Raw genomic sequence first — 21,390 nt, 5'->3', positions numbered from 1 at the left:
TGTGACGGCACATGCGACCACCGAAGGATTTAGCGACTACAAGGGTTATCGCACCTGGTACCGCATGACTGGGGACCTCGGTTCGAGCCAGCTGCCCCTGGTCGTCGCTCATGGCGGACCGGGCTGCACGCACGACTATGTGGATTCTTTCAAGGAGCTTGCCGACACCGGACGAGCCGTCATCCATTACGATCAGATCGGCAATGGCAAATCGACCCATCTGCCGGACAAGGGCGGCGACTTCTGGACCGTCGATTTCTTCCTGGGCGAGCTCGATGCGCTGCTCACCCACCTAGGCATTGCCGACCGCTACGCTCTGCTCGGCCAGTCCTGGGGAGGCATACTCTCGGCCGAGCACGCCGTGCGGCGCCCTGAGGGACTCAAGGCGTTGATCCTGGCCAATTCGCTGGCCTCAATGGCGCTGTGGGTGGAAGGGGCTCAGCAATTGCGCGCCGGGCTGCCTGCTGATGTGCAAAGTGCGCTCGACCGGCACGAAGCGGCGGGAACCACCGATCATCCGGAATATGTTGCGGCGACCAAAGCCTTCTACGACCGCCATGTCTGCCGCGTCGTTCCGATGCCGCCAGAGGTCGCCCGGACATTTGCGGCAATCGAGGAAGATCCGACCGTCTATCACACCATGAACGGCCCCAATGAGTTCCACGTCATCGGCACGATGCGGAACTGGACCATCGTCGACCGCCTGCATCAGATCGAGGCGCCGACCCTGGTTTTCCGAGGCTTCTACGACGAAGCGACCGAGGCCTGCGTCCAGCCCTTTCTCGATCGTATTCCGCACGTCGAAGGCCTGGTTTTCCCGAATTCAAGCCACATGCCGCACGTGGAGGAAAAGCACGACTGCCTCGCCGCCGTCGGGCGCTTCGTGGCCAAACACGATTGACCTTCCAGCAACACGCCTGGTCCGCTCAAACGCATCGTCGACGCCGCGCAGACGTCATGAAGACAGGTTCAGAAAACCTCGAACGGCCCTGCTGCCCCTTGCGCCGCCGACGCCCATTGTGATGGCTCTGCATTGGACGGCTCGCCGAGACTTAGTCGCTGAGAAACCTGACGGATACGGAGTGCGAGGGGACCCGATGCTGTCGACCCCCGAGTTTCGCTAAGCGCGTTGCAACCGAATTCATTAGCTGGCGTTAAAGTGCGGGTGGTTTAGCGGGAGGCTTTTCATGCAGACGTATCTCGTCGAGCGTATGGACGGCGACGATGTGATCTCGGTGCGCGTCGTCAACGCGCCGAGTCCGTTCAGAGCCGCAGCCATGGTGACGGATGGGCATGTTACCTTCCGAACATGGGAAAAGGATTGGATCCGCGTGACTGACGAAAATCGGGGACAGATCTATGCATATTGTTTTGTCCCCGGCAGCTACTCCGACACCGAACCATTGCCGGTATCGCCCGGGAAAACCGCAGAATAGGCAATGTGCCTGAATAGCGGCAATTTCCGTCTTCGATCCTACTTTGGCATGTGTGCAACAGGCGTTGCCAACTTGGCACGAACGCCAGTGCTCGCCGCGTCATGCGCGCCGCGCGCACCCAACGAGCCCGGCATGATTGGGTCGGCCGGCGGTTTGCGAAACAGACGAAGTGACTAACCAAGCGTCCTTGGGTGAAGATCGGGGCATCATCAGAATGATCGATGAAAAGATTGGGGCGGGGGGCGATAAGTGACCCTAATCATAGCGTGGGCGGCTCATGTCTTCGGCATATTTGGGATCAGAAGTCGCGGATCAGGATCTAGCAGTGGATTGTCAGACAACGACCTCCAATGAATGGTCAAGTGTCCCACAATACGCACTGGATCAGGATGGTCCCGTACTGCGCCCATTTCAAAGCTTGGGCGCCGATTTTACCAACATTGCCGTCTTCGATCACCTGAGAAATATCGTCCGCCAGTACCCCGACAAGCTTGCAATCAGCGACGGCGCCAATCGTCTGACTTATTCTCAGCTTCTCCGGTCTGTTGAGACGCTGTCCTGCCAGATCGCTGCCGCCATCCCAGACGGACAGCCGATAGGAATTCTTCAGGCCAACTCGGCCTGGTATCCCGTGGCGATGCTGGCAAGCATGACGGCTGGGCGGCCTTCGGTGCCACTCAACGCGCGAGATCCTAGCTCGCGGATCCTTGAAATCGTGGCGGGGGCGCGGCTCTCAGCCATCCTGGGCGAGGGCAATGTCCGACCCGCCGGTTTGCCTCACCAGGTCAGTTGGATCGATGTGTCGACCAGTGCGGCCTCGCAATCTGGACAAGTGCCTCAGTCTTGTTCCGTCTCGGTCGATGCGTCCGCCATCGTGCTTTATACCTCAGGGAGCACGGGCCGCCCCAAAGGCATCGTTAACAGCCAGCGCAGCCTGCTGTGCCGGGTCCAGCAATATGTCGATGCATGCCACATCAACTCGGATGATATTTTCCTGCCATTGACCGGACCCGCCACAATCGCCGGGTGTCGGGAGATTCTCGCAGCCCTTCTCACCGGCGCTACCTTGCATCTGGTCGAAGTCGAAGCGGTCGGCTTGCGCGCCGTTCAACGCCTGGTGCGATCCGAAGGCGTGACAATTACCTATCTGGTGCCGGCGCTGCTTCGCGCGCTCATGGCAGACGGACCTGCTGAAGCGTTCCATTCACTTAGAGTCGCCCGGATCGGTGGCGAGAAGGTGCCCTGGACCGACATCGCCCTGCTGCGCAAGGCCGTCTCCGATACGTGCCTCATCCAGATCGGTTACTCGTCAACCGAGACCACCGGCTCGCAATGGTTCTTGCCGCGAGACTGGCCGGAGCATGGAGATTCGGTTCCAGTTGGTTGGCTGCTCCCGGGAATCACCTTCGCAATCGTCGACGAAGCGGGCCGCTGCGTTCAATCGGGCCGCAGCGGAGAGCTTCTGATTAGGAGCCCGTATGTCTTGCTTGGCCATTGGGAGGACGGGGCCGTTGTGCCGGCGGCGTCAGACCCGGATGATCCAGGCCTTCGGATTTTCGCGACAGGTGACCTTGTCCGACTTGATGATCAAGGCCTGCTGCACGTCGTCGGTCGCAAGGGGCGCCAGATAAAGATCAACGGCCGACGCGTCGAGCCAGCCGAACTCGAACGGGTGCTGCGTTGCGCGCCCGCTGTTGCGGATGCCGTGGCAATCGTGACTGCAGCCAATGAGCTAGTCGCCTTTGCCGTTCCTCGGCGCTCGGCCGAAGCGACCTTATCGGACGAGCTTCGCCAGCTTGTCAGGACCAATCTGCCGCCGCCGCTGCGTCCCTTGCGGTTGCACACGATCGCCGAGATTCCGCGTCTGCCGAGCGGCAAAGTCGACATCACGACCCTTGCAGAGATGGATCTTTCAGCCAGAGAGACAGCAGCGACGGCGCGTCCGCTCGAGCCGCGAGGCAAGCTGACGGCGCAGCAGATCGTCCAGCGGGCATGGACCAGCATCCTCAATACGCGCGTGGCGGCAGGACGCTGGGATGACGCTGGAGGAGATTCGCTGAAGCTGCTGCACTGCGTCATGGAGATCGAAAGCGCCATTGGGCAGGAGCTCGGTCTTGAGGCCTTCACCGTCGGGATGAGCGTGGACGAAATGGTCAAGGCGGTCGTGTCTGCACAGGCAGGCGACCAAAGCGCGCGCGCCCAGAAGCACGACCCTCCAATTCTTTTTCTGTTCCCGGGGTCCGTCGGCTATGGCCCAAGCCTTGCTGCCTTTGCAGCAGCGATGGGCAAGATCACCCGCGTTGCCCCGATCAGGTATCCGGCCCTGGCTATGATACTGCGCGGGCAAAACAGCCTCGCCGACATGGCCGATGCCGCCGTCGAGCAGATCCGCCGCGCTCAACCCTCGGGTCATATACGACTTCTCGGCCATTCGCTCGGCGGCGCTGTCGCTTTCGAAGTTGCGGCGCGGCTGCTGGCCGCGGGGCGAACCGTAAAGTTCCTCGGCATTCTCGACACCAGTCTCGTCGGCGAGCGAAGCGCCCGCTGGGAGACGTTTACGCGCACCTTCAATCGAATCCGAACCAACCGCGTATCCGCTTACCGGATGGCTTGCCGGGCCCTCGCGAAAGTCGCCGTGGCAATGAGGCGCGAGGCGCAACTGGTCCGGTTTCTCGATCGCTTCGCTCAGGGACAGTTTAACGCTACGAGTTTTAGAACCAAACTGGAACTGCAAGAGGTTTTGCGGGCGCGAGCTTTCTTCCAGTGGGTGGCAGAGCCAAAGCCGGCGCTGCCGATCACAGGCACCCTGTTCCGCTGTGCTCGACCCGGAATGCCTCTGGCCATCGGCTGGGATCGCGTCTTCGCCCATCTGGACGTGATGCCGATCGTCGGCACCCACATCGATATGGTCGTAGAGCCTCACCTCGCCACCAACCGCCCCCTTATCGAGAAAGCGGTGGCGCAAACCTATTCGCCAACCGAGTCTCGCAAACTGGAGTACAAGCCATCGACGTGATCTCAACATTCGGCAAGGATGCGCTGGTGCTCGACGCTGGCGCGGAGGTCGATGGCATCGTCCAGATCCTGCGCCAGCAGGTGTTTGGTACGCTGCGACGTCGAGGGGTGGTTGTCGGCCTCTCAGGCGGCATCGACAGCTCCGTCGTCGCGGCGTTGTGTGTTCGCGCCTTCGGGAAAGACAAGGTCCTCGGAATATTCATGCCGGAGCGCCATTCCTCCGGCGACTCGCTAAGGCTTGGCCGCACTGTCGCCGCACAGCTTGGCATCGATACGATCCTGGAGGACATAACACCGGCCCTCGAAGCGATCGGCGCCTATAGTCGGCAGACCGAGGCAATCCAGACTGTCGTTCCCGAATATGGGGACGGCTGGAAATGCAAGCTGGTGCTCGCGTCGGTTCTCGAGAGCAACGGTCTCAACATCACGCGCCTCACGGTTCAGGACCCTGAGGGCAGGACCGACACGGTGCGTCTGCCGTCGGCAGCCTATCTGCAGATCGTCGCTGCAACCAATTACAAGCAGCGCCTGCGCAAGATGACCGAGTACTACCATGCCGACCGCCTCAACTACGCGGTAGCGGGCACGCCGAACCGCCTGGAGTACGATCAAGGCTTCTTCGTCAAGCAGGGCGACGGAATTGCCGACCTGATGCCAATCGTTCACCTTTACAAGACCCAGGTCTATCAGTTGGCCGAATATCTTGGGGTGGAGGAAGAGGTCCGGCGCAGACCGCCCACCACCGACACCTTCTCGATGGCGCAGAGTCAGGAGGAGTTCTACTTCGCGCTGCCTTATTATCTGATGGATCTGTGCCTCTACGGCTTGAACCACGGGATCGCCAGCGAAGACGTCGCTGAGGCCACCGCCCTCACCGCGGCGCAGGTCCAGAAAGTCTTCAAGGATATCGACAGCAAACGGCGCGCCGCACGCTATCTTCACGCGCGGCCGTTGATGTCCTCTTCGATGGGCGAGGGCTAAGCGATGTGCGGCATCGCCGGAATTGTGTCACTGAGCGCCGCCGCGCCGCCCCCTTCCCGCGATGCGCTGATGCGTATGGCGGGCGCCCTGGCGCATCGCGGCCCGGACGAGCGCGGCCTCTACCGGGACAAACGTGCGGGATTGGCGCATGCCCGCCTGTCCGTCATCGATCTCGCGAGCGGCCAGCAGCCCCTCGCTGGCGCGGGCGACACAATGTGGATCGTCTTCAACGGCGAAATCTTCAATTACGTCGAGCTGCGACAAGATCTGGTCGCGCTCGGTTATCGCTTCCGCACACGCAGCGACACCGAGGTCATCGTCCATGCCTATCATGCCTGGGGCGAGGCCGCCTTCGAGCGGATGAATGGGCAATGGGCAGTCGCCATCTGGGACTCAGTGGCGGGTCGTCTCGTCTTGTCGCGGGATCGGTTCGGCATCTGCCCGCTGCATCTTTGCGAGCATGGCGGACGGCTTTACTTCGCCAGCGAAGTGAAGGCCATTTTCGCGGCCGATGCGGATATACCCCGCGCCTTCGATCCAGCCGGCATCGACCAGACTTTTACACTCTGGACTGTCGTGCCGCCGCAAGCCGTATTTCGAGGAGTAAGCGAACTCACGCCGGGGCATGTCCGCATTTATGACAGCGGCGTCGTTCGCGAGCGGGCTTTTTGGAAGCCTAGCTATCCAGAGGTTGACGGACTCGGCGGTGATGAATTCACCGGCTCGCTTGATGACGCGGTGGAGGAAGTGCGCAGCGCCCTGGAGGCCGCGACGGCGCTAAGGATAGTACGCGCCGACGTGCCGGTCGGCTGCTATTTGTCCGGCGGGCTCGACAGCTCGCTTGTCGCCGCGCTGGGGAGACGCTTCGCGGGCGAGCGCTTCCAGACTTTCTCCCTGCGTTTTGCCGACGCCGAGTATGACGAGACGCATTTCCAGCGCCTGGTTGCCGGCGTGGCCGGCAGTGACCATCATGAGGTGGTCGTTTCGCGCAGCGATATCGCTGGCATCTTTCCTGAGGTGATATATCACACCGAGCGGCCTATCCTTAGGACCGCGCCGGCGCCGCTGTTCCTGCTCTCGAGACTGGTGCGCCAGCATGGCATCAAGGTCGTGCTGACTGGCGAAGGGGCCGACGAAATGTTCGCGGGCTACGATTTGTTCCGCGAGGGCAAGGTTCGCCGCTTCTGGGGACACCAGCCCGCCTCGACGCGACGCCCGCGGCTGCTGGAGCGCCTCTATCCTTACCTCAGCCGCTCGCCGGTGCAACAGCAGGCGATGGCACGCCAGTTCTTCGGGCGCGACATCCACGCCCACGACGCGCCTGGTTTTGCGCATGACACGCGCTGGCGTACCACAAGCGCCATCAAGCGACTGTTTTCGGCAGACATGCGCGCCCAAACGGAGCGCCGCAACGCCGTGTCCGAGCTGCTTGCCCGCCTACCGGCGGAGTTTTCGCGATGGGGCTCTCTTGCGCAGGACCAGTATATCGAGATCCAGACGCTTATGTCGGGATACCTGCTTTCCTCGCAGGGGGACAGGATGCTCATGGCCCATTCCGTCGAGGGGCGATTCCCATTCCTCGATCATGAACTCGTGACGCTCGCGAATTCGCTTCCGGCCGCCTACAAGCTGCGCGTGCTCGACGAAAAGCACGTGCTGAAGCGTGTCGCGCAATCGATCGTGCCGTCGGAAATCGTCGCTCGCAAGAAGCAGCCGTACCGGGCCCCCAACGCGCTTTGCTTCGTCGCAGATGGCGCTCCGGCCTATATTCGCGAAGCACTTTCGGAGGCGGCGCTGCGCGAGGCAAACGTCTTCGATCCGAAGTCGGTTACCCGGCTGCTGAGCAAGTGCCAGGCCAGCGCCGGCGGCGGCGACCTGTCCAACTCCGACAATATGGCGCTGGTCGGGGTGCTGTCGACGCAGCTTCTTCATCAGCAATTTATCGCGAGCCGTCCCAGTGGGGCTCGCACGCTCAAGCTCAGCGTCGATATCGACCGCGAGCATCGCGAAGAGGTGCTCGCATGATACACGGCGCCGTACCGCTCCTGCACGACTATCTCACCCACTCTGCCAGCCGGCTCGGCGGGAAGGTTGCCCTGGTGTGCGGCAACCAACGTGTCACCTATGGCGATCTCGATATGCGCTCGAACGCCATAGCGCACCATTTGAGCGAGGCTGGAATTGCGCGTGGCGATCGGGTGGTGATCTTCGCCGACAACACTGTCGAGGCCGTCGTCGCTTTCTGGGCCGTGCTCAAGGCCAACGCCGTGGTGTGCATCGTCAACCCGCTCACCAAAAGCGACAAGCTTGATTATCTGCTCAACGATTGTCGCCCGACGGCACTGATCACCGACAAACACCTGCACTCGATTTTCAGGGAGCCGGCGCGGAATTGTCCATCCTTGCGCTGTGTGATCGTCTCCGGGCCGATCGAACGCGACGATCTGCAAGAACTGCCGCATGCTGTGGGCTGGGACACTACGGTAGCGGCAGCCCGCAGCACGCCGCCCGCACGTCGCTGCATCGATATCGATCTCGCTGCAATCATTTATACGTCCGGCTCGACTGGCGAGCCCAAGGGCGTGATGCTGACGCACCGCAACATGATTGCCGCGTGCGCCTCGATTTCCTCGTACCTGGCGCTTGCCGAAGACGAGGTGATCCTCAACGTCCTGCCCCTCGCCTTCGACTACGGTCTTTACCAGATGATCATGGCGTTCCGAGCGGGGTCTCGGCTGGTGCTTGAACGCTCGTTCGCCTTCCCGGCGCAGATCCTTGGGCTGATTAAGCAAGAAAGGGTGACGGGTTTTCCCGGCGTACCGACCATCTTCGCCGCACTCGGGGAGCTCAAGTCGCTCAGGGATCAGGATTTTTCGAGTATTCGCTACGTCACGAACACTGCGGCCGCCCTGCCGCTCAAGCACATTCTCCTGCTTCAGGAGCTATTTTCTGGTGCCCGTATCTATTCGATGTACGGCCTTACCGAATGCAAGCGCTGTACCTACCTGCCGCCGGAGGATCTGGAGCGAAAGCCGTTGAGCGTCGGGATCGCCATCCCCAATACGGAAATGTGGATTGTCGACGAGCATGACAGGCGGGTCGGCCCCGGTGTCGTTGGCCAACTCGTCATCCGCGGAGCGACGGTGATGAAGGGCTATTGGGGCAAGCCGGAGGCGACGGCCAGGAAGCTCAAGCCCGGACCGCTGCCCGGTGAGCAGGTCCTGCACACCGGCGACTACTGCCGGATGGACGCCGAGGGCTACCTCTACTTTGTCGGTCGCGGCGACGAGATCATAAAATCGCGAGGGGAGAAGATAGCGCCGAAGGAGGTAGAAAATGTATTGATGGACATTGCGGGCGTACGGCAAGCCGCGGTCATCGGCGTTCCGGACGAGTTGCTCGGGCAAGCAGTGAAGGCTTTTGTCGTGATGGAGCAAGGAAGCATCATCGGCGAAAAGCAGTTGCAGAAAGAATGCCAGAGACGGCTGGAAAACTTCATGGTTCCGAAATCCATCGTTATTGTACCCAGTCTGCCGATGACCGACACGGGCAAACTCAAAAAAACGTCCCTGTCATGAGTCGGTATCAGGGCGAAGTTGATCAGCATTCATCTTTTGTACCGGAGGCGAAATCAATGTTATCTACCAAGGATAGAACCGATACCTGCAGCGATCAAATTCGCGCTTTCCTGGCGTCGAATTTCTATATAGCCGATCCGGAGAGCCTGGAGAGCGACACCTCGCTTCTCGACCAAGGCATCGTGGACTCGACGGGGGTGCTCGAGGTTATTGGCTTCATCGAGGAGACCTTCGGCATCACAGTCGAAGACAGCGAGCTCCTGCCCGAGAACCTCGATTCCATCGAGGGAATTGCGCAATATGTCAGGCGCAAGAAAAACTGATTGCCGGTATCTCGCGCATCTCTGTTTCAAATTCCGGGTGGTTTCAAGCCCCGACCACGCGTCTGAACCTGCCACGACTGCGGTTCTTACGCCTGCGCCTTCGTATGTCCCACAACCACCCTGCCCTCGCCGGCTTGGTTGGTGACTGCCCGGATACTCTCATAAGCCTTGGAACGCTCGAGCAAACTCATGACCTGCCGGTCCTGGCCAAGGCCAACCTCAAAAAGCAGGATGCCTCCGCGCCGCAAATAACGCGGCGCGTCCTTGAGCACCCGCATATGGATGCTCAGGCCGTAGGGGCCGGCTGCAAACGCTTCACGCGGCTCAAGCTCGACCAAATGCGAACGGTCGCCCTCGAGCCGTTTTTCCGAAATGTAGGGCGGGTTGCAAACGATCACGTCGATCGTGCCGTCAAGCTCCAAGCCGGAGAAGGCGCTGAACAAGTCGCCCTGAAGGACCGTTACCCGGTCCTCCATATCAAGATGGGTGACGTTGCGGCGCGCGACCTCGACGCATCCATCGGTAAGATCGCTTGCCCAGACGCGCGCGGTGGGAGCGTGGTACGCGATGGCGCACGCCAGATTGCCCGCCCCACAGCACATGTCGACAACGCGAGGCACCGGCAAGTTCAGTTGGCTCAGAACATCGAGAGCGGCCTTGCCGAGCAGTTCCGTTTCCGGTCGAGGAACAAGCGCGCCGGGCGAGACGAGCAACTGCAATCCCATGAAGGTGCTGCGGCCCCTGCCGTAGGCATCCGCAACATTGATCTCTTCGCTCATGACACTCGCCTCCCCGATTTTAGCCGGTGTTGGTGGCCGACAATTGCGTACCGATGAAGTGTATCTCAAAACCGTTGAACTCTCGATCGACAAAATCAAAACCCATTGGCCCCCCAGAGGCTTTGAAGCCGTGATGCTACAAAGATGATCATAAGCTTCTGCTCTGTGTCATGATTAGGAATATCTCCTTACCCGACCCGGTTATCCCCAGCCTGGCAAGCCAGTTGCCGAATTCTCAGCCTGACGTCACGATTTTGCTACATTTTAATCAAAGAAGGCACGTATGTAAGCAATTCGTAATGTTCCAGCAGCGAAGGGCGGAGCTGCTGCTTCCCGGAAGGTTAAAGTTTGTCCCTCATCGACAGAACCGACGAGATTGCGCGGCAATTTCGCGTCAAAGAGCGCACATCATGAAGTCAATTAAAGGGCGCTCGCTCGATCTACGCTCCGCGATGTTCGGCTGTTTGCACGGCCTCGTTGGCGTAGGCGTTTTCTCCGCATTGATAAATATCCTCGCCTTGACCGGCTCCGTCTACATGCTCCAGGTCTACGATCGCGTGCTGCCTTCGCAGAGCGTGCCGACTCTTGTCGGATTTACAATCGGGATGCTGGGACTTTACGCGGCCTATGGGCTCCTCGATTTCGTGAGGCTTCGCCTGTTGGTCCGCATCGGCAGCCGCCTGCATAGAAATCTGCAGCAAAAGGCGTTCGCAGCCTCGCTTTCCCTGCCCCTCGTTGCCGGGCCGGATGCGAACCGGGTACACCCACTTCGTGATCTGGACCAGCTACGTGGCTTTCTTTCCGGACTGGGGCCGACAGTCTTATTCGACGCTCCCTGGATACCATTTTATATGGTGGTCATCTATCTGCTGCACCCCGCGCTTGGCGTGCTGGCAACGCTCGGCGCTTGCGCCGTTGTGCTTTTGACGGTGGTTGCGGAGATCATCGGCCGCAAACCTGCGGCTCGTGCATCTGAAACACTCGTTGCACAGCGGCTTCTGGCCGATTCCGGCCGCCGTAACGCAGAGGTTGTTCAGGCGATGGGCCTGTCCGCCCCGCTTAGCCGGCGCTGGAACGAGGTCAGTCATCTTTATCTGAAGAACCAGGAACGGCTCTCCGATGTCGTCGGCGCGGCGAGCTCACTGTCGAAGACGCTCCGAATGGCTTTGCAATCATGTGTACTGGGGCTTGGTGCCTACCTTGTGATCGGGGGCGAGGCCTCGCCGGGCGTGATCATCGCGTCGTCCATATTGCTGGGCCGCTCACTGGCGCCGGTCGATGTGGCGATCGCAAACTGGAGAGGGTTTCTGGCAACCCGCAAAAGCTATTCCGAGCTGGCGGCAGCGCTGGATGCTTTTGACAGCCAGCAAGAGCCAATGGAACTGCCAGGCCCAAAGGCAGAGCTTGCGGTCGAGGAATTAACCGTCGCGCCACCAAGTCTGCAGAAGCCAACAATCTTCAATGTAAGCTTCCGCTTGTCCAGAGGCGCAGGGTTGGCGATCGTCGGCCCGAGCGGCTCCGGCAAGACCACGCTCGTGCGCGCTTTGGTCGGGGCATGGAAGCCGCTTCGTGGAACGGTAAGATTGGACGGCGCCGCGCTCGATCAGTGGAATTCAGAGCTGCTCGGCATTCATATTGGCTACCTGCCGCAGGATGTTGAGCTGTTCGACGGGACGATCGCGGACAACATTTCAAGGTTCGGCGGCAAAAGCGACGCAAAAGGCGTGCTGGCAGCTGCCAAAGCTGCGGGCGTGGACAAGATGATCATGCGTCTTCCGCAGGGTTTTCAAACACGCATCGGAGAAGGCGGCGCAGCCCTGTCGGCTGGGCAGAGGCAGCTCGTCGGGCTCGCCAGGGCACTTTATGGCGATCCATTCCTCGTCGTTCTTGACGAACCAAATTCCAATCTGGATGCAGACGGCGATGTTGCTTTGGCCGGCGCAATCCTGGCAGTGCGTCAGCGCGGCGGTATCGTGATCGTCGTTGCGCATCGTCCCTCCGCTCTCGTCAATATCGATCAGGTACTCGTCCTGTCGAACGGGATGCTCCATTCGTTCGGCTCGCGCGAAGACGTTCTGACAAATGTGATCCGGCCCTTCCCGCGTCCGGACAAGCCAAACACTGTCGTTCCGCTGCAGCACGGTGCAAGCGGGCATGCGTGAGGTATTGCTTAGTGTCTAACGTGACCATGTCGTCATATGCTGCGGTCGGGGGTGAAGGCCAACCGATCGGGGCGAAACCAGAGCCGGGTGGCATCCGGGCCAATCTACCCTGGGCCAATCTGCTCTGGAGCCTGGCAGCACATTGTCGTTCCGCCGCACAAACGTGCAGCCGGGCATATGTGAGGTATTGCTCTACCGTTACCGTGTCGTCATACGCCGCGGCCGGTGGCAAAAGCCGATCGTTGGAGACGAAGCCAGAGCCGGATGGCATCCGGGCCAATCTGCTCTTGGGCCTGGCAACCAGCTTGCTTTTGATCTTTGGCGGAGGGCTCTGGCTGGGATTGACAACGATTGCCGGCGCGGTGATTGCACCTGCAACTGTGGTGGTCGAAAGCAACATAAAAAAAGTCCAGCATCAAACCGGCGGCACCATCGGCGGAATCTTCGCGCAGGACGGGGATCATGTGAAGGCCGGCGACGTGTTGGTCAGGCTGGACAACACATTGACCCGAGCAAACCTGCAGATAATCACCGAGGACCTCAATCGCGCCACCATTCGTCTGGCCCGACTGGAGGCCGAGCGCCAGGGTCTGCCGGAAATGCAGATCCCGCCCAGCCTTCGGGTTCAAATGGGTGACCCGCAAGTGGCGGCACTTGTCAGTGGCGAGCGTGCCTTGTTCGAAAGCCGTGCTGCGGCGCTGGCTGGCCAGAAGGCACAATTGCAAAGCCGTGCGAAGCAGCTGGAACGTCAGATCGATGGCCTCAAGGCACAGCAGTCTGCGACGGATGAGTCTCTGGATTTGCTGACCAAGAACCTTGCTGATGTCGAATCTCTCTACTCAAAGAAGTTGGTGTCCAAGGAGAGGTTGAGCAATGTCAGCCTGGAGAAGACCCGGACGCGCGGCGAATCGGGACGCCTTGTCGCTGCGATAGCGGAGGTACAAGCTCACATCAGTGAAACGGACCTGCAGGTGCTTCAGCTCGACGACCAAATGCGGAGCGACGTAACCAACGAACTTCGCGAAACGGAAGCCAAACAGACCGAACTCAGTGAGCGCAAGGTGGTGGCGGAAGACGAACTCGGAAGGACAGACATTCGCGCCCCGCAATCGGGCACAGTACAGGAATCTTCGGTCCACACCATCGGTGGCGTGATTGGCGCTGGGGAGGTGCTCATGATGATTGTGCCCGATTCCGACAACCTTGTCGTCGACGCTTCGATTCCTCCGTCGCGTATCGATGACGTCCATCCCGGACAGCAGGTGTCAATCCGCTTTCCGGCGTTCGACGCCGGCACCACACCTGCTTGCGAAGGCTCGATCAACCGCGTCTCTGCAGATCTGATCAAGGATCAGCAACGTCAGCTTTCTTATTTTTCGGCGCGCATCGACGTCGAGAATGAAGCGACCTGCCTGACAGGAGAGAAAATACTCAAACCGGGCATGCCCGCCGAAGTCCACATAAGAACCGACGAGCGCAGTGTCTGGTCCTACTTGATGAAACCCCTTACCGATCAATTTTCCAGAGCTTTCAGGCAGTAACCGGTTGGCAACCCAACCGACAGCGCAGCCGATCTATCGGGTCGCCGCGTTTTCGAGAGCGCTACTGAACCTTACCTCGATCGTGTCTCCCGGCATGACCTCGGTGTCTTCTTGGGCCGGCTGTTTCCGCCATGCTTCGCCGACCTTGCGAACGATCGTGACCTGAGCCTGGATCGTTTCGCCGGCAACCGGCAACGGCAGAGCGGCAGCTCCCGTGGGCTGCAACTTCTGGCTGGCTGCACGAAGTCTTGCGCTGATGTCGGCAAGACGCACGTTGGTATCCTTCAACTCAGTCAGCAGACCCATCCTTCTTTGGTTGACATTGCGTTCGTGCTGTCTGGCAAAATCGTCCTGCTGACGTCGTGCTCTCATAAGTTCAACCGACGTTTCGAGTGCCCGGCTGGAAGAAAGAACCAAAGCGCGCCGGACATCGGCGAGCCGGGTATTGGTGAGATTTCCGGACTCAAACGCTTTCCTTACGCGCGCCAGCTCGTCTTCGTCCGCCTTCACTCCATCCGCTTCGGCCTGCTCGCGCTTGAGCAGGGTCTCGGTTTGTGCAGCAGCATCCTTGCCACTTTTTTCGAGAAAGCCCTGCTCTTGCCGGAAGTTGTCCAACGAGAGCTTCAGCCCTTCTGCTTCGGCTTGGGCGATCGCCGGCGCAAAACCTGCCGGTAAGGGCGATCCTTGTGGTGGCTGCATATCGAAAGTCGACTTGTCCTGAAGTTCGGCGCGGATGCGGGCGCTGTGAAAATAGTCTCTCGTGTATTCCCCCCAAAGCGACTCATAATCGCGCCGCAGATCCACCGGATCGGGACCAACCTGGTTTGCCCGCGACCGCAAAAGGCTGAAACCACCTGACACGGCAATCGCCTGCCGCACGGTCATCAGCGGGCGGTAGGCCTGCTGTCCGGGAGTGAGCACGTCGCCGGTCACATAGATCGGCCTGTATTCTGCAACCACGGCGGTCACGTCTGTCGGCTTGATGACGATCATTTGCTCACGCCCGTCAGGCAGACGCTGGTGGAATATTTTGGTTGGCAAGATCGTCTGCATGCGTGTTTGCAGTTCAGCCGGAGTTAGGCCGCCCACCGAAACCATCCCGACTTCGGGAAGCGCGATCGTGCCGTCCATCTGGATCACCGCACGTTGCGTTCGCTCCGGGATGGCGGCAATTCCTATCTCGACGGTGTCGCCGGCGGAAAGTCGATAAGCGACCCGCGCTTCCGCTGCGCCGGCCGTATCCATGGCCGCCAGCATACCGAACACGACAAGAAGGATTCGATTAACGAGGACCATTGGCGGCAATCTCCTTCTGGTTCGACCGCGGCTCTTCCGGCCAATCGAGACGGGTGACGAATTCGTAGACCGGCCCGCCAGGCACGCCCCAGTTGCTCGACCAGATTACCTGTGAGCCGTCGGGGGATGGCGAGGCATGGGTCTCGCTCCAGTAATCGGACGGGACGTTGTGAGTTTGCGTGACGCGTCGAACCTCCCCGCTGCCGTCGAGGCGAAGCGCGATCACCTCTCGCGCATATGGCGCCCAGTCGGGATTGGCAGATATCTCTTCCGGCTTGCCGCCATAGCTCACGAACACCCAACCGCGCCTGTCCAGTGCCCGCAGGGATGCATGCTCGGCTTCGCCGAACTTCATAAGTGAGGTGACCTTTCCGTCGGCCAGCCTCCTTTTGATGACATGATATTTGTCAGGGTCGGATTTGCTGATGCCCACGAAAACTTCGCTGCCATCTTCATCGACCGTCATATCGCCATGGCCGGGGCGATGATGGTCCGTCCACCTCTGCCGCAACGTCCCGTCGACGGCGAAAATAGCTCGCTGTTCTGTGTCCTCTTTCACATTCTGAAAGCACAGGATGTTCGCTCCGAGCGGGGAGATCGAGCAGGCGCTGACGGTTCCGGCAAGCTGGGCAAGATCGATGTCCGGAAATTTCCGGCGCTGCTTGAGATCATAGGCAAATACAACTGTCGCGCCATCCCCACGGATTGCGCGCACTGCTATGCGATCGCCGTCACGGCTGGGATTGCCTTTGGACGGCCCGAACTGAAGATCATGATAATTCGATGAAACGAACAGGACGTCTTCGCGATTGGTCCGCGGCGCCCAGGTCGAAATTTTCCGGTCCTGAACGCAGATCATCAGATCGGCATTTTGCGGATGCCATTCGCATTCAGCCGATCGAGCACGACGGAAAAGCGGGACATAGGTCTGCCCGTCGAAAAAGCACATGCCATTGCAGCCGTTGGTGATGACGAGGAGACTCTGGTCCGAATTCCAGGCCTGGGCGCTGGAATAACGGTGGCTGCAAAATTTTTTCTCGCATACGACGCCATTCCCAAGAGCCCCAGGCTTGGTAATGCGCATGAAAATTGTCCCGAAGGCTGGATCGGTCGCGGGTTGGAGATAATCGGGCAAGTCCATCATCACTGGCGCAACAAATTGTCTCGACGCGCTGCTTTGCCGACTGCCTGCCACGGTCAAATCCAACGACAAGGCAGCCGCAATCAACAGCGGAGCCAATCCACGCGAGCGAAAGGTCATGTCATGTAGCCCATTTCGTGTCGCACCCGGCCTTCGCTGAGGCGCCCCTGCCACCATCCGATGGTCCGCTCCAACCCTTCGCGCAGGCTGGTCTGGGCGCGCCATCCAGTCTTGCTTTCGAGGAGCGAAGAATCGGCCAGCAAGGCACGCACCTCGGAATTCTGCGGCCGCAGACGGCGCTCGTCGCGGTGGATTGGTTTTTGGCAGCCACTCAACTCGATCACCAGATCCAATATGTCCGAGATCGTCACAGCGCGCTGGCTTCCGGCATTGTAGGCATTGCCAAATTCGAGCTCAGCCGAACCTGCGGTCAAAAACGCCGCCGCAGTGTCTTCCACGAAAGTAAGATCGCGGATCGGGCTTGTGTCTCCCACCATGATCGCCGGGCATTTTTTGTCGAGAGCCTGGCGTATGATGGTCGGTACGATGGCCCGCTCGCTCTGGCGTGGGCCATACGTATTGAAGGGGCGCATGATAACCACGGGGATGTCGAACGATCTGGCGTAGGACTCCGCCATCATGTCCGCACCGATCTTGGATGCCGAATAGGGTGACTGTCCCTGCAATGGGTGGGATTCGCTGATAGGCATTGTCAGCGCGGTGCCATAAACCTCGCTGGTCGAAGTGTGCACCACACGCTCCGTCTCCCATTGGCGCGCCGCTTCGAGGACATTGACCGTGCCCAGGATGTTGGTCTCTACATAGGACTGGGCCGCGGCATACGAATACGGGATGGCGATCAGTGCGGCGAGATGAAACACCACCGCCTGGCCGCGCACGATCCGGTTAAGGAACGCGCTGTCGCGAACGTCGCCGCGGACGAGGTTCAGCTGGCTTCGAATGGTGTCCGGTAAATCGTCCAGCCAGCCGTGGCTGTCGAAGGAATTGTAGAGAGCCAGCGCAGTGACGTCCGCGCCGCCACGGACGAGCGCTTCGGTGAGATGCGACCCGATGAATCCATCGGCACCCGTAACCAGAACTTTCCTGCCCTTGTATCCCATGACCCAAGCGTTCCCCTATGACGTGAGGCACTGACTTTGCAAATCCACGAGAGCGCGGGTACCCCACCTGCTCTCAAATTCCGATCCGCGGCGGCGAAACGACGCCAAGCACCGCCAGCAAGCCGCGCACCATCCAGATGACATCAGAGACGATCGTGCGCTGCGGATAATAGGAAAGGTCGAGCTTGGCTTTGGCAGGAAACAGAACCTCGCGGTAGAACAGCAGCGGGTCCACGGATCGGGGATAAAAATGAGCTTCATGCCGGAAGAGAACCTGGGCTGGACCAAACAAGCCTGGCTTGTATTGTAAAATACCCTCGAAGCCCCCGCGAAAACAATCGGCGAAAGCAAGGCTCTCCGGGCGTGGCCCGATGATTGCCATCTCGCCTCTGAAGACGTTCCAAAGCTGTGGCAGTTCGTCGAACTTGGTGGCGGCGAGGAACCGCCCTACCGGCGTCATGCGGCTGTCATCGGCCATGGTCAGCGCCAAGCCACCGGGATCGCATTGCACGCTGAATTTGCGGAACTTGTACATGCGGAATGGGCGAGCACCGGCCCCGACGCGGGTCTGCGCAAAGAAGATGGGCCGACCGCCTTCCAGCAGCAGCGCCACGGCAATCAGCAGCATCAGCGGAGCGAAGACGATCGCCGCGGCTGCAGCAATGACGAGATCAATTGCTCGTCTCGCAGACCCATGGGCGGCGCTTGAGACGTTAGGCCGGTGAATGGCTAGGTCCAGGGCATTCATGCGGCTGTTCCTGTCTGAGCACAGTTATTGACCGCCGCGGCAAGAGCGACCACTACCGTTTCGACCAAAGGTGCGGTGATCTGCGGATGCAGCGGTACCGTGAGTTCGCGCTGGGCGAAATCTTCCGTGCGCGGTAAACGAGTACCGGGAATAAGCTCACGATAGAGCGTCATCTGGTGCACCGGCGGGTAATGGATAGTGGTCTGGATCCCTTGCGCGCGCAGTGCGTCGATGACGTCTTGCCTGTCGGCGTAACGTGGCAAAAGGATAGGCATGATGTGGTAGGCCGACGTCCGCGGCTCGTGGAACGGGATGGTCACGGCCGGGCAATGCTTCGCGATGAGACGGCGATACAGCATGACCAGGATACGCCTGATCTCATTCCACTCCTGCAAATTTTGCAGCTGGACCAGTCCAATTGCAGCCCGCAATTCATCCATGCGATAATTGAATCCGAGCATGGTGACATCATACTGCGGGGTGCGGCTGTTCAGCCTTTGACGTGTCCCAGTGGTCATCCCATGTCCACGCGCCTGGCGGATTGTCTCGAGCAGACGGGCATCCCGGGCAATCACCGCCCCGCCTTCCGCCGTGGTCATATTCTTGTTGCCGTAGAAGCTGAAAGCTGCCGCAGCACCGAATGTTCCCACCTCTTTCAAGCCCGGCGCATGTGCAGCATCTTCGACGATATGCAGCCCCCGAGCACGGGCGAATTTCTGCCATTGTTCCCGATCGGCGAGGTAGCCGGCGAAATGGACAAGAATGATTGCCTTGGTACGGGCCGTGCATTTCGCTTCTGCTTCCACGATCGACATCAGCGGCACGTCGGCTGACTCGATGTCGACGAAGACCGGTGTCGCACCGACATAGAGGACCGCATTTGCGGTCGCCACGAAAGTCAAAGATGGGACCAGCACCTCGTCGCCCGGTCCGATACCAAGCGCGTGCAAAATGAGATGAAGCGCTGCGGTACAAGAACTGACCGCGACGCAATCCTCCGCACCATGCACGTCGGCAAAAGCTTGTTCGAAGGCTCGTACCTGCTCCCCCATGGTCAGCCAGCCGCTATCGATGACCTTGGTCAAAGCAGTCTTCTCCGGCACACCCAAGATTGGGGCACTGACCAAGAGCATCACAACCTCCTAGACTGATAATTGCGGGACCGGGCTCGTGATTTCATCATGCAGCCGTCGCAGTGACCTCGATCGAGGCCGACTGGTCTTCCCAGGAAATGGTCTGTGCGTTCTGAAAGTCGTCGACGCGCCCGATATCGAGCCAGAGACCCTCATGCTTGTACACGTGCACGGTTGTGCCGTTCTGCATCATCTGCAGCATCAGGTCGTCGAACCCAAACGGTATGCCGGATGGGATAAACTGCAGAACATCTGGGTTCATGCAGTAAATTCCCATGCTGACCAGATGCGAAAGCGTCGGTTTCTCGCGAAAGGTCTGCACGGTGTTATCGACTTCGTCGATGACGCCGAAATCCATCTTGATCAGGCGACAGGCTGTTGCGATCGTCACTGGATCGGTGTGCTTACGGTGCGCTGCTACAAATCGACTGAGGCTTAGATCCGTAAGGACATCGCCATTGAGAACGATGAATGGCTCCGTCAGTTCATCCCTGATCAAAGACAGTGGCCCGATGGTGCCAAGCGGCTCCATCTCCTGCGTATATCGAATTTTCAGGTTCCACTGCGAGCCATCTCCACACACGGTGCGGATCAAATGGCCGAGATACCCGGTTGTGATATAGACTTCCTGAATACCGTTGCGTCGCAACCATTTCAGAAGCATCTCCAGAACCGGCCGAGAGCCGATCGGCATGAGCGGCTTCGGCAAGATCGATGTGAAGGGGCGAAGGCGTGTTCCCATTCCACCACATTGAATCACCGCTTTCATCTGGTCCTCCCATGTTCATTCGGCCTGAACGCCATCGTCACGGGCCGGCTATTCCTACCCCGATCAGCACCCGGGAAACGCGTTCTTGCTCCCTCAGAAGAACCGGTGAGACTTCCCGTATAAAGACCGGTGAGATTTCCCGCCGACCCTGATCCGGACATTGCATCTGGATGGTATGTGGCCCTCGGGGTGGATGTCGTCGTGCATTCGAATGGCAACAATTCAGCCGTTCTGGTGTTCAATATCCGTGGCAGTGCTGAACGACCCAGGCGGTCTGTCAGCCTTCCAAGAGATCAGAACGTATGTTCAACAAGGGTCGGCGGGCCTCGTTCACAAGGGCTAAAAAAAGAGGAGCGTTTCCCGTTATTTAGGATTATATTAGAAACCTGACGTTTGCGGTGGTGGGGATGCCGCTGGCGTCGACTGGATGAATCGACGAGTGAATGGCCACGGCTTTCAAGCCCATCACCGTTCAATCCATTCAGATATGCGTTGGGGTAGATCAATGTATCGAATCGTCATCGCCGACGATCACGGCTTGTATCGTCGTGGCTTGCGATTGGCACTGACCGCAGGCATTCCAGGTGTGGAGATATTTGAAGCGTCTTGTTTCGACGCAGTGCTCAGTTTGCTGGCAGAGCAGTCGTTCGTTGATCTTGCGATCCTGGACCTGAATATGCCGGGCCTGTTCAATCAAGAAGTGCTCGGCGGGATCCTGGCCGCCTATCCGGACACGCGATTTGCTATCGTTTCCGGAAACGATTCACGCTCGGAAATACTCACGGCTCTTTCGATCGGGCTTCACGGCTACATCGTAAAATCGCAGACGGACGAAGAGGTCGTTCTGGCTGTCAATGAAATCCTCTCCGGCCGCATCTATGTTCCTGCACTTCTGTCACGCCCGGGTGCAACGCAAACAACTCACGCGCATACACACTCCGAGAAAGGCCCACACCGACATACCACTGGCGCCAACCTTGGCAGGCTGACCTCGAGGCAACAGGAAGTCCTCAAGCTGATGGCGGAAGGCTATTCAAACAAGGAAATTGCGCGCGATCTGGAAATCGCAGAGGCGACCACGAAAATCCACGCTGCTGCGGTTCTGCGTGAATTGGGGGTACGCAATCGGACAGAAGCTGCCGTTATGCTGAAGACTTGGCTTGCGAAACATGCCAGCTAAAGCGCCGCGCATCCTTTTGGACGTGCAAACGGCGCCCCAAGACTCCTCATGCATATTACTGCATATTGCCAAAACTGCGCTGCGGCTTTTGGGCCAACGACATCCTTAGAAAAGAACCTAAGCTCATCTCACAGGCCGTTCAGCGCGACGCGCCTTTAGGTTCCTGCTTTCCGAGTGGAGCAATGCA

General features: G+C 59.5%; 17 protein-coding genes. 10 read left to right on the top strand and 7 right to left on the bottom strand.

What is annotated here, in order from left to right:
- The first annotated feature begins 1 nt into the window (after position 1).
- The 7 genes from NKJ94_RS10645 to NKJ94_RS10615 all read left to right on the top strand — a co-directional run bounded on the left by NKJ94_RS10645 (position 2) and on the right by NKJ94_RS10615 (position 9,333).
- Positions 2–901 (top strand): proline iminopeptidase-family hydrolase, encoded by a 900-nt coding sequence (locus NKJ94_RS10645; protein ID WP_352524822.1) that lies wholly within the window; start codon positions 2–4, stop codon positions 899–901.
- Between the two features lie 286 nt (positions 902–1,187).
- A complete protein-coding gene (locus NKJ94_RS10640) occupies positions 1,188–1,436 on the top strand; it encodes a hypothetical protein (RefSeq protein ID WP_352524820.1) in 249 nt (82 codons plus the stop codon).
- Between the two features lie 277 nt (positions 1,437–1,713).
- Complete coding sequence (locus tag NKJ94_RS10635; RefSeq protein WP_352524818.1) at positions 1,714–4,452, top strand: AMP-binding protein; 2,739 nt, start codon at positions 1,714–1,716, stop codon at positions 4,450–4,452.
- On the top strand, positions 4,449–5,432 hold the full coding sequence (nadE, locus tag NKJ94_RS10630; RefSeq protein WP_352524816.1) for an NAD(+) synthase: 984 nt from the start codon (positions 4,449–4,451) through the stop codon (positions 5,430–5,432). The genes NKJ94_RS10635 and nadE overlap by 4 nt, the downstream gene beginning before the upstream one ends.
- A gap of 3 nt (positions 5,433–5,435) precedes the next feature.
- Positions 5,436–7,457, top strand: coding sequence for an asparagine synthase (glutamine-hydrolyzing) (gene asnB, locus NKJ94_RS10625; RefSeq protein ID WP_352524814.1), 2,022 nt, complete (start codon positions 5,436–5,438; stop codon positions 7,455–7,457).
- Positions 7,454–9,010, top strand: a complete 1,557-nt coding sequence (locus NKJ94_RS10620; protein ID WP_352524812.1) for a class I adenylate-forming enzyme family protein — start codon at positions 7,454–7,456, stop codon at positions 9,008–9,010. The genes asnB and NKJ94_RS10620 overlap by 4 nt, the downstream gene beginning before the upstream one ends.
- Positions 9,011–9,066: 56 nt before the next feature.
- On the top strand, positions 9,067–9,333 hold the full coding sequence (locus tag NKJ94_RS10615; RefSeq protein ID WP_352524810.1) for an acyl carrier protein: 267 nt from the start codon (positions 9,067–9,069) through the stop codon (positions 9,331–9,333).
- 86 nt (positions 9,334–9,419) lie between these two features.
- Here NKJ94_RS10615 and NKJ94_RS10610 read toward each other — a convergent pair whose 3' ends face one another.
- Complete coding sequence (locus NKJ94_RS10610; protein WP_352524808.1) at positions 9,420–10,112, bottom strand: N5-glutamine methyltransferase family protein; 693 nt, start codon at positions 10,110–10,112, stop codon at positions 9,420–9,422.
- Between the two features lie 410 nt (positions 10,113–10,522).
- On the opposite strand from NKJ94_RS10610, the gene NKJ94_RS10605 reads away from it, so the two are divergent.
- Together NKJ94_RS10605 and NKJ94_RS10600 are read left to right on the top strand one after the other, a co-directional pair.
- On the top strand, positions 10,523–12,274 hold the full coding sequence (locus NKJ94_RS10605; protein ID WP_352524806.1) for a type I secretion system permease/ATPase: 1,752 nt from the start codon (positions 10,523–10,525) through the stop codon (positions 12,272–12,274).
- A gap of 242 nt (positions 12,275–12,516) precedes the next feature.
- Positions 12,517–13,815, top strand: coding sequence for an HlyD family type I secretion periplasmic adaptor subunit (locus NKJ94_RS10600; protein WP_352524804.1), 1,299 nt, complete (start codon positions 12,517–12,519; stop codon positions 13,813–13,815).
- A gap of 33 nt (positions 13,816–13,848) precedes the next feature.
- Here NKJ94_RS10600 and NKJ94_RS10595 read toward each other — a convergent pair whose 3' ends face one another.
- The 6 genes from NKJ94_RS10595 to NKJ94_RS10570 all read right to left on the bottom strand — a co-directional run bounded on the left by NKJ94_RS10595 (position 13,849) and on the right by NKJ94_RS10570 (position 20,023).
- Positions 13,849–15,111, bottom strand: coding sequence for a polysaccharide biosynthesis/export family protein (locus NKJ94_RS10595; RefSeq protein ID WP_352524802.1), 1,263 nt, complete (start codon positions 15,109–15,111; stop codon positions 13,849–13,851).
- A complete protein-coding gene (locus NKJ94_RS10590; RefSeq protein WP_352524800.1) occupies positions 15,098–16,372 on the bottom strand; it encodes a WD40 repeat domain-containing protein in 1,275 nt (424 codons plus the stop codon). The genes NKJ94_RS10595 and NKJ94_RS10590 overlap by 14 nt, the downstream gene beginning before the upstream one ends.
- On the bottom strand, positions 16,369–17,373 hold the full coding sequence (locus NKJ94_RS10585) for an SDR family NAD(P)-dependent oxidoreductase (protein ID WP_352524798.1): 1,005 nt from the start codon (positions 17,371–17,373) through the stop codon (positions 16,369–16,371). Before NKJ94_RS10585 ends, NKJ94_RS10590 begins: the two co-directional genes overlap by 4 nt.
- Before the next feature lie 73 nt (positions 17,374–17,446).
- Complete coding sequence (locus NKJ94_RS10580; protein WP_352524796.1) at positions 17,447–18,121, bottom strand: sugar transferase; 675 nt, start codon at positions 18,119–18,121, stop codon at positions 17,447–17,449.
- The gene (locus NKJ94_RS10575) at positions 18,118–19,254 is read right to left on the bottom strand and encodes a DegT/DnrJ/EryC1/StrS family aminotransferase (RefSeq protein ID WP_352524794.1); all 1,137 of its coding nucleotides are present in this window, start codon (positions 19,252–19,254) and stop codon (positions 18,118–18,120) included. Before NKJ94_RS10575 ends, NKJ94_RS10580 begins: the two co-directional genes overlap by 4 nt.
- 46 nt (positions 19,255–19,300) lie before the next feature.
- Complete coding sequence (locus tag NKJ94_RS10570) at positions 19,301–20,023, bottom strand: nucleotidyltransferase family protein (RefSeq protein ID WP_352524792.1); 723 nt, start codon at positions 20,021–20,023, stop codon at positions 19,301–19,303.
- Between the two features lie 505 nt (positions 20,024–20,528).
- Between NKJ94_RS10570 and NKJ94_RS10565 the strand changes: the two genes are divergently transcribed.
- Positions 20,529–21,203, top strand: coding sequence for a LuxR C-terminal-related transcriptional regulator (locus NKJ94_RS10565; protein WP_352524790.1), 675 nt, complete (start codon positions 20,529–20,531; stop codon positions 21,201–21,203).
- Positions 21,204–21,390 lie beyond the last annotated feature (187 nt).

This window comes from Mesorhizobium sp. M0060 (genome assembly GCF_040323155.1).
GTDB lineage: Bacteria > Pseudomonadota > Alphaproteobacteria > Rhizobiales > Rhizobiaceae > Mesorhizobium.
The sequence above is the reverse complement of the archived record's forward strand: the minus strand, read 5'-3'. Positions and strand labels throughout refer to the sequence as shown.

Bases quoted from the DNA above. Each gene is read 5' to 3' on its own strand.
- NKJ94_RS10635 (WP_352524818.1), top strand. From the start codon at position 1,714: ATGTCTTCGGCATATTTGGGATCAGAAGTCGCGGATCAGGATCTAGCA.
- asnB (WP_352524814.1), top strand. From the start codon at position 5,436: ATGTGCGGCATCGCCGGAATTGTGTCACTGAGCGCCGCCGCGCCGCCC.
- NKJ94_RS10580 (WP_352524796.1), bottom strand. From the start codon at position 18,121: ATGAATGCCCTGGACCTAGCCATTCACCGGCCTAACGTCTCAAGCGCC.
- NKJ94_RS10575 (WP_352524794.1), bottom strand. From the start codon at position 19,254: ATGCTCTTGGTCAGTGCCCCAATCTTGGGTGTGCCGGAGAAGACTGCT.
- NKJ94_RS10605 (WP_352524806.1), top strand. From the start codon at position 10,523: ATGAAGTCAATTAAAGGGCGCTCGCTCGATCTACGCTCCGCGATGTTC.
- NKJ94_RS10590 (WP_352524800.1), bottom strand. From the start codon at position 16,372: ATGACCTTTCGCTCGCGTGGATTGGCTCCGCTGTTGATTGCGGCTGCC.
- NKJ94_RS10570 (WP_352524792.1), bottom strand. From the start codon at position 20,023: ATGAAAGCGGTGATTCAATGTGGTGGAATGGGAACACGCCTTCGCCCC.
- NKJ94_RS10565 (WP_352524790.1), top strand. From the start codon at position 20,529: ATGTATCGAATCGTCATCGCCGACGATCACGGCTTGTATCGTCGTGGC.
- NKJ94_RS10620 (WP_352524812.1), top strand. From the start codon at position 7,454: ATGATACACGGCGCCGTACCGCTCCTGCACGACTATCTCACCCACTCT.
- NKJ94_RS10595 (WP_352524802.1), bottom strand. From the start codon at position 15,111: ATGGTCCTCGTTAATCGAATCCTTCTTGTCGTGTTCGGTATGCTGGCG.
- NKJ94_RS10640 (WP_352524820.1), top strand. From the start codon at position 1,188: ATGCAGACGTATCTCGTCGAGCGTATGGACGGCGACGATGTGATCTCG.
- NKJ94_RS10585 (WP_352524798.1), bottom strand. From the start codon at position 17,373: ATGGGATACAAGGGCAGGAAAGTTCTGGTTACGGGTGCCGATGGATTC.
- NKJ94_RS10610 (WP_352524808.1), bottom strand. From the start codon at position 10,112: ATGAGCGAAGAGATCAATGTTGCGGATGCCTACGGCAGGGGCCGCAGC.
- NKJ94_RS10615 (WP_352524810.1), top strand. From the start codon at position 9,067: ATGTTATCTACCAAGGATAGAACCGATACCTGCAGCGATCAAATTCGC.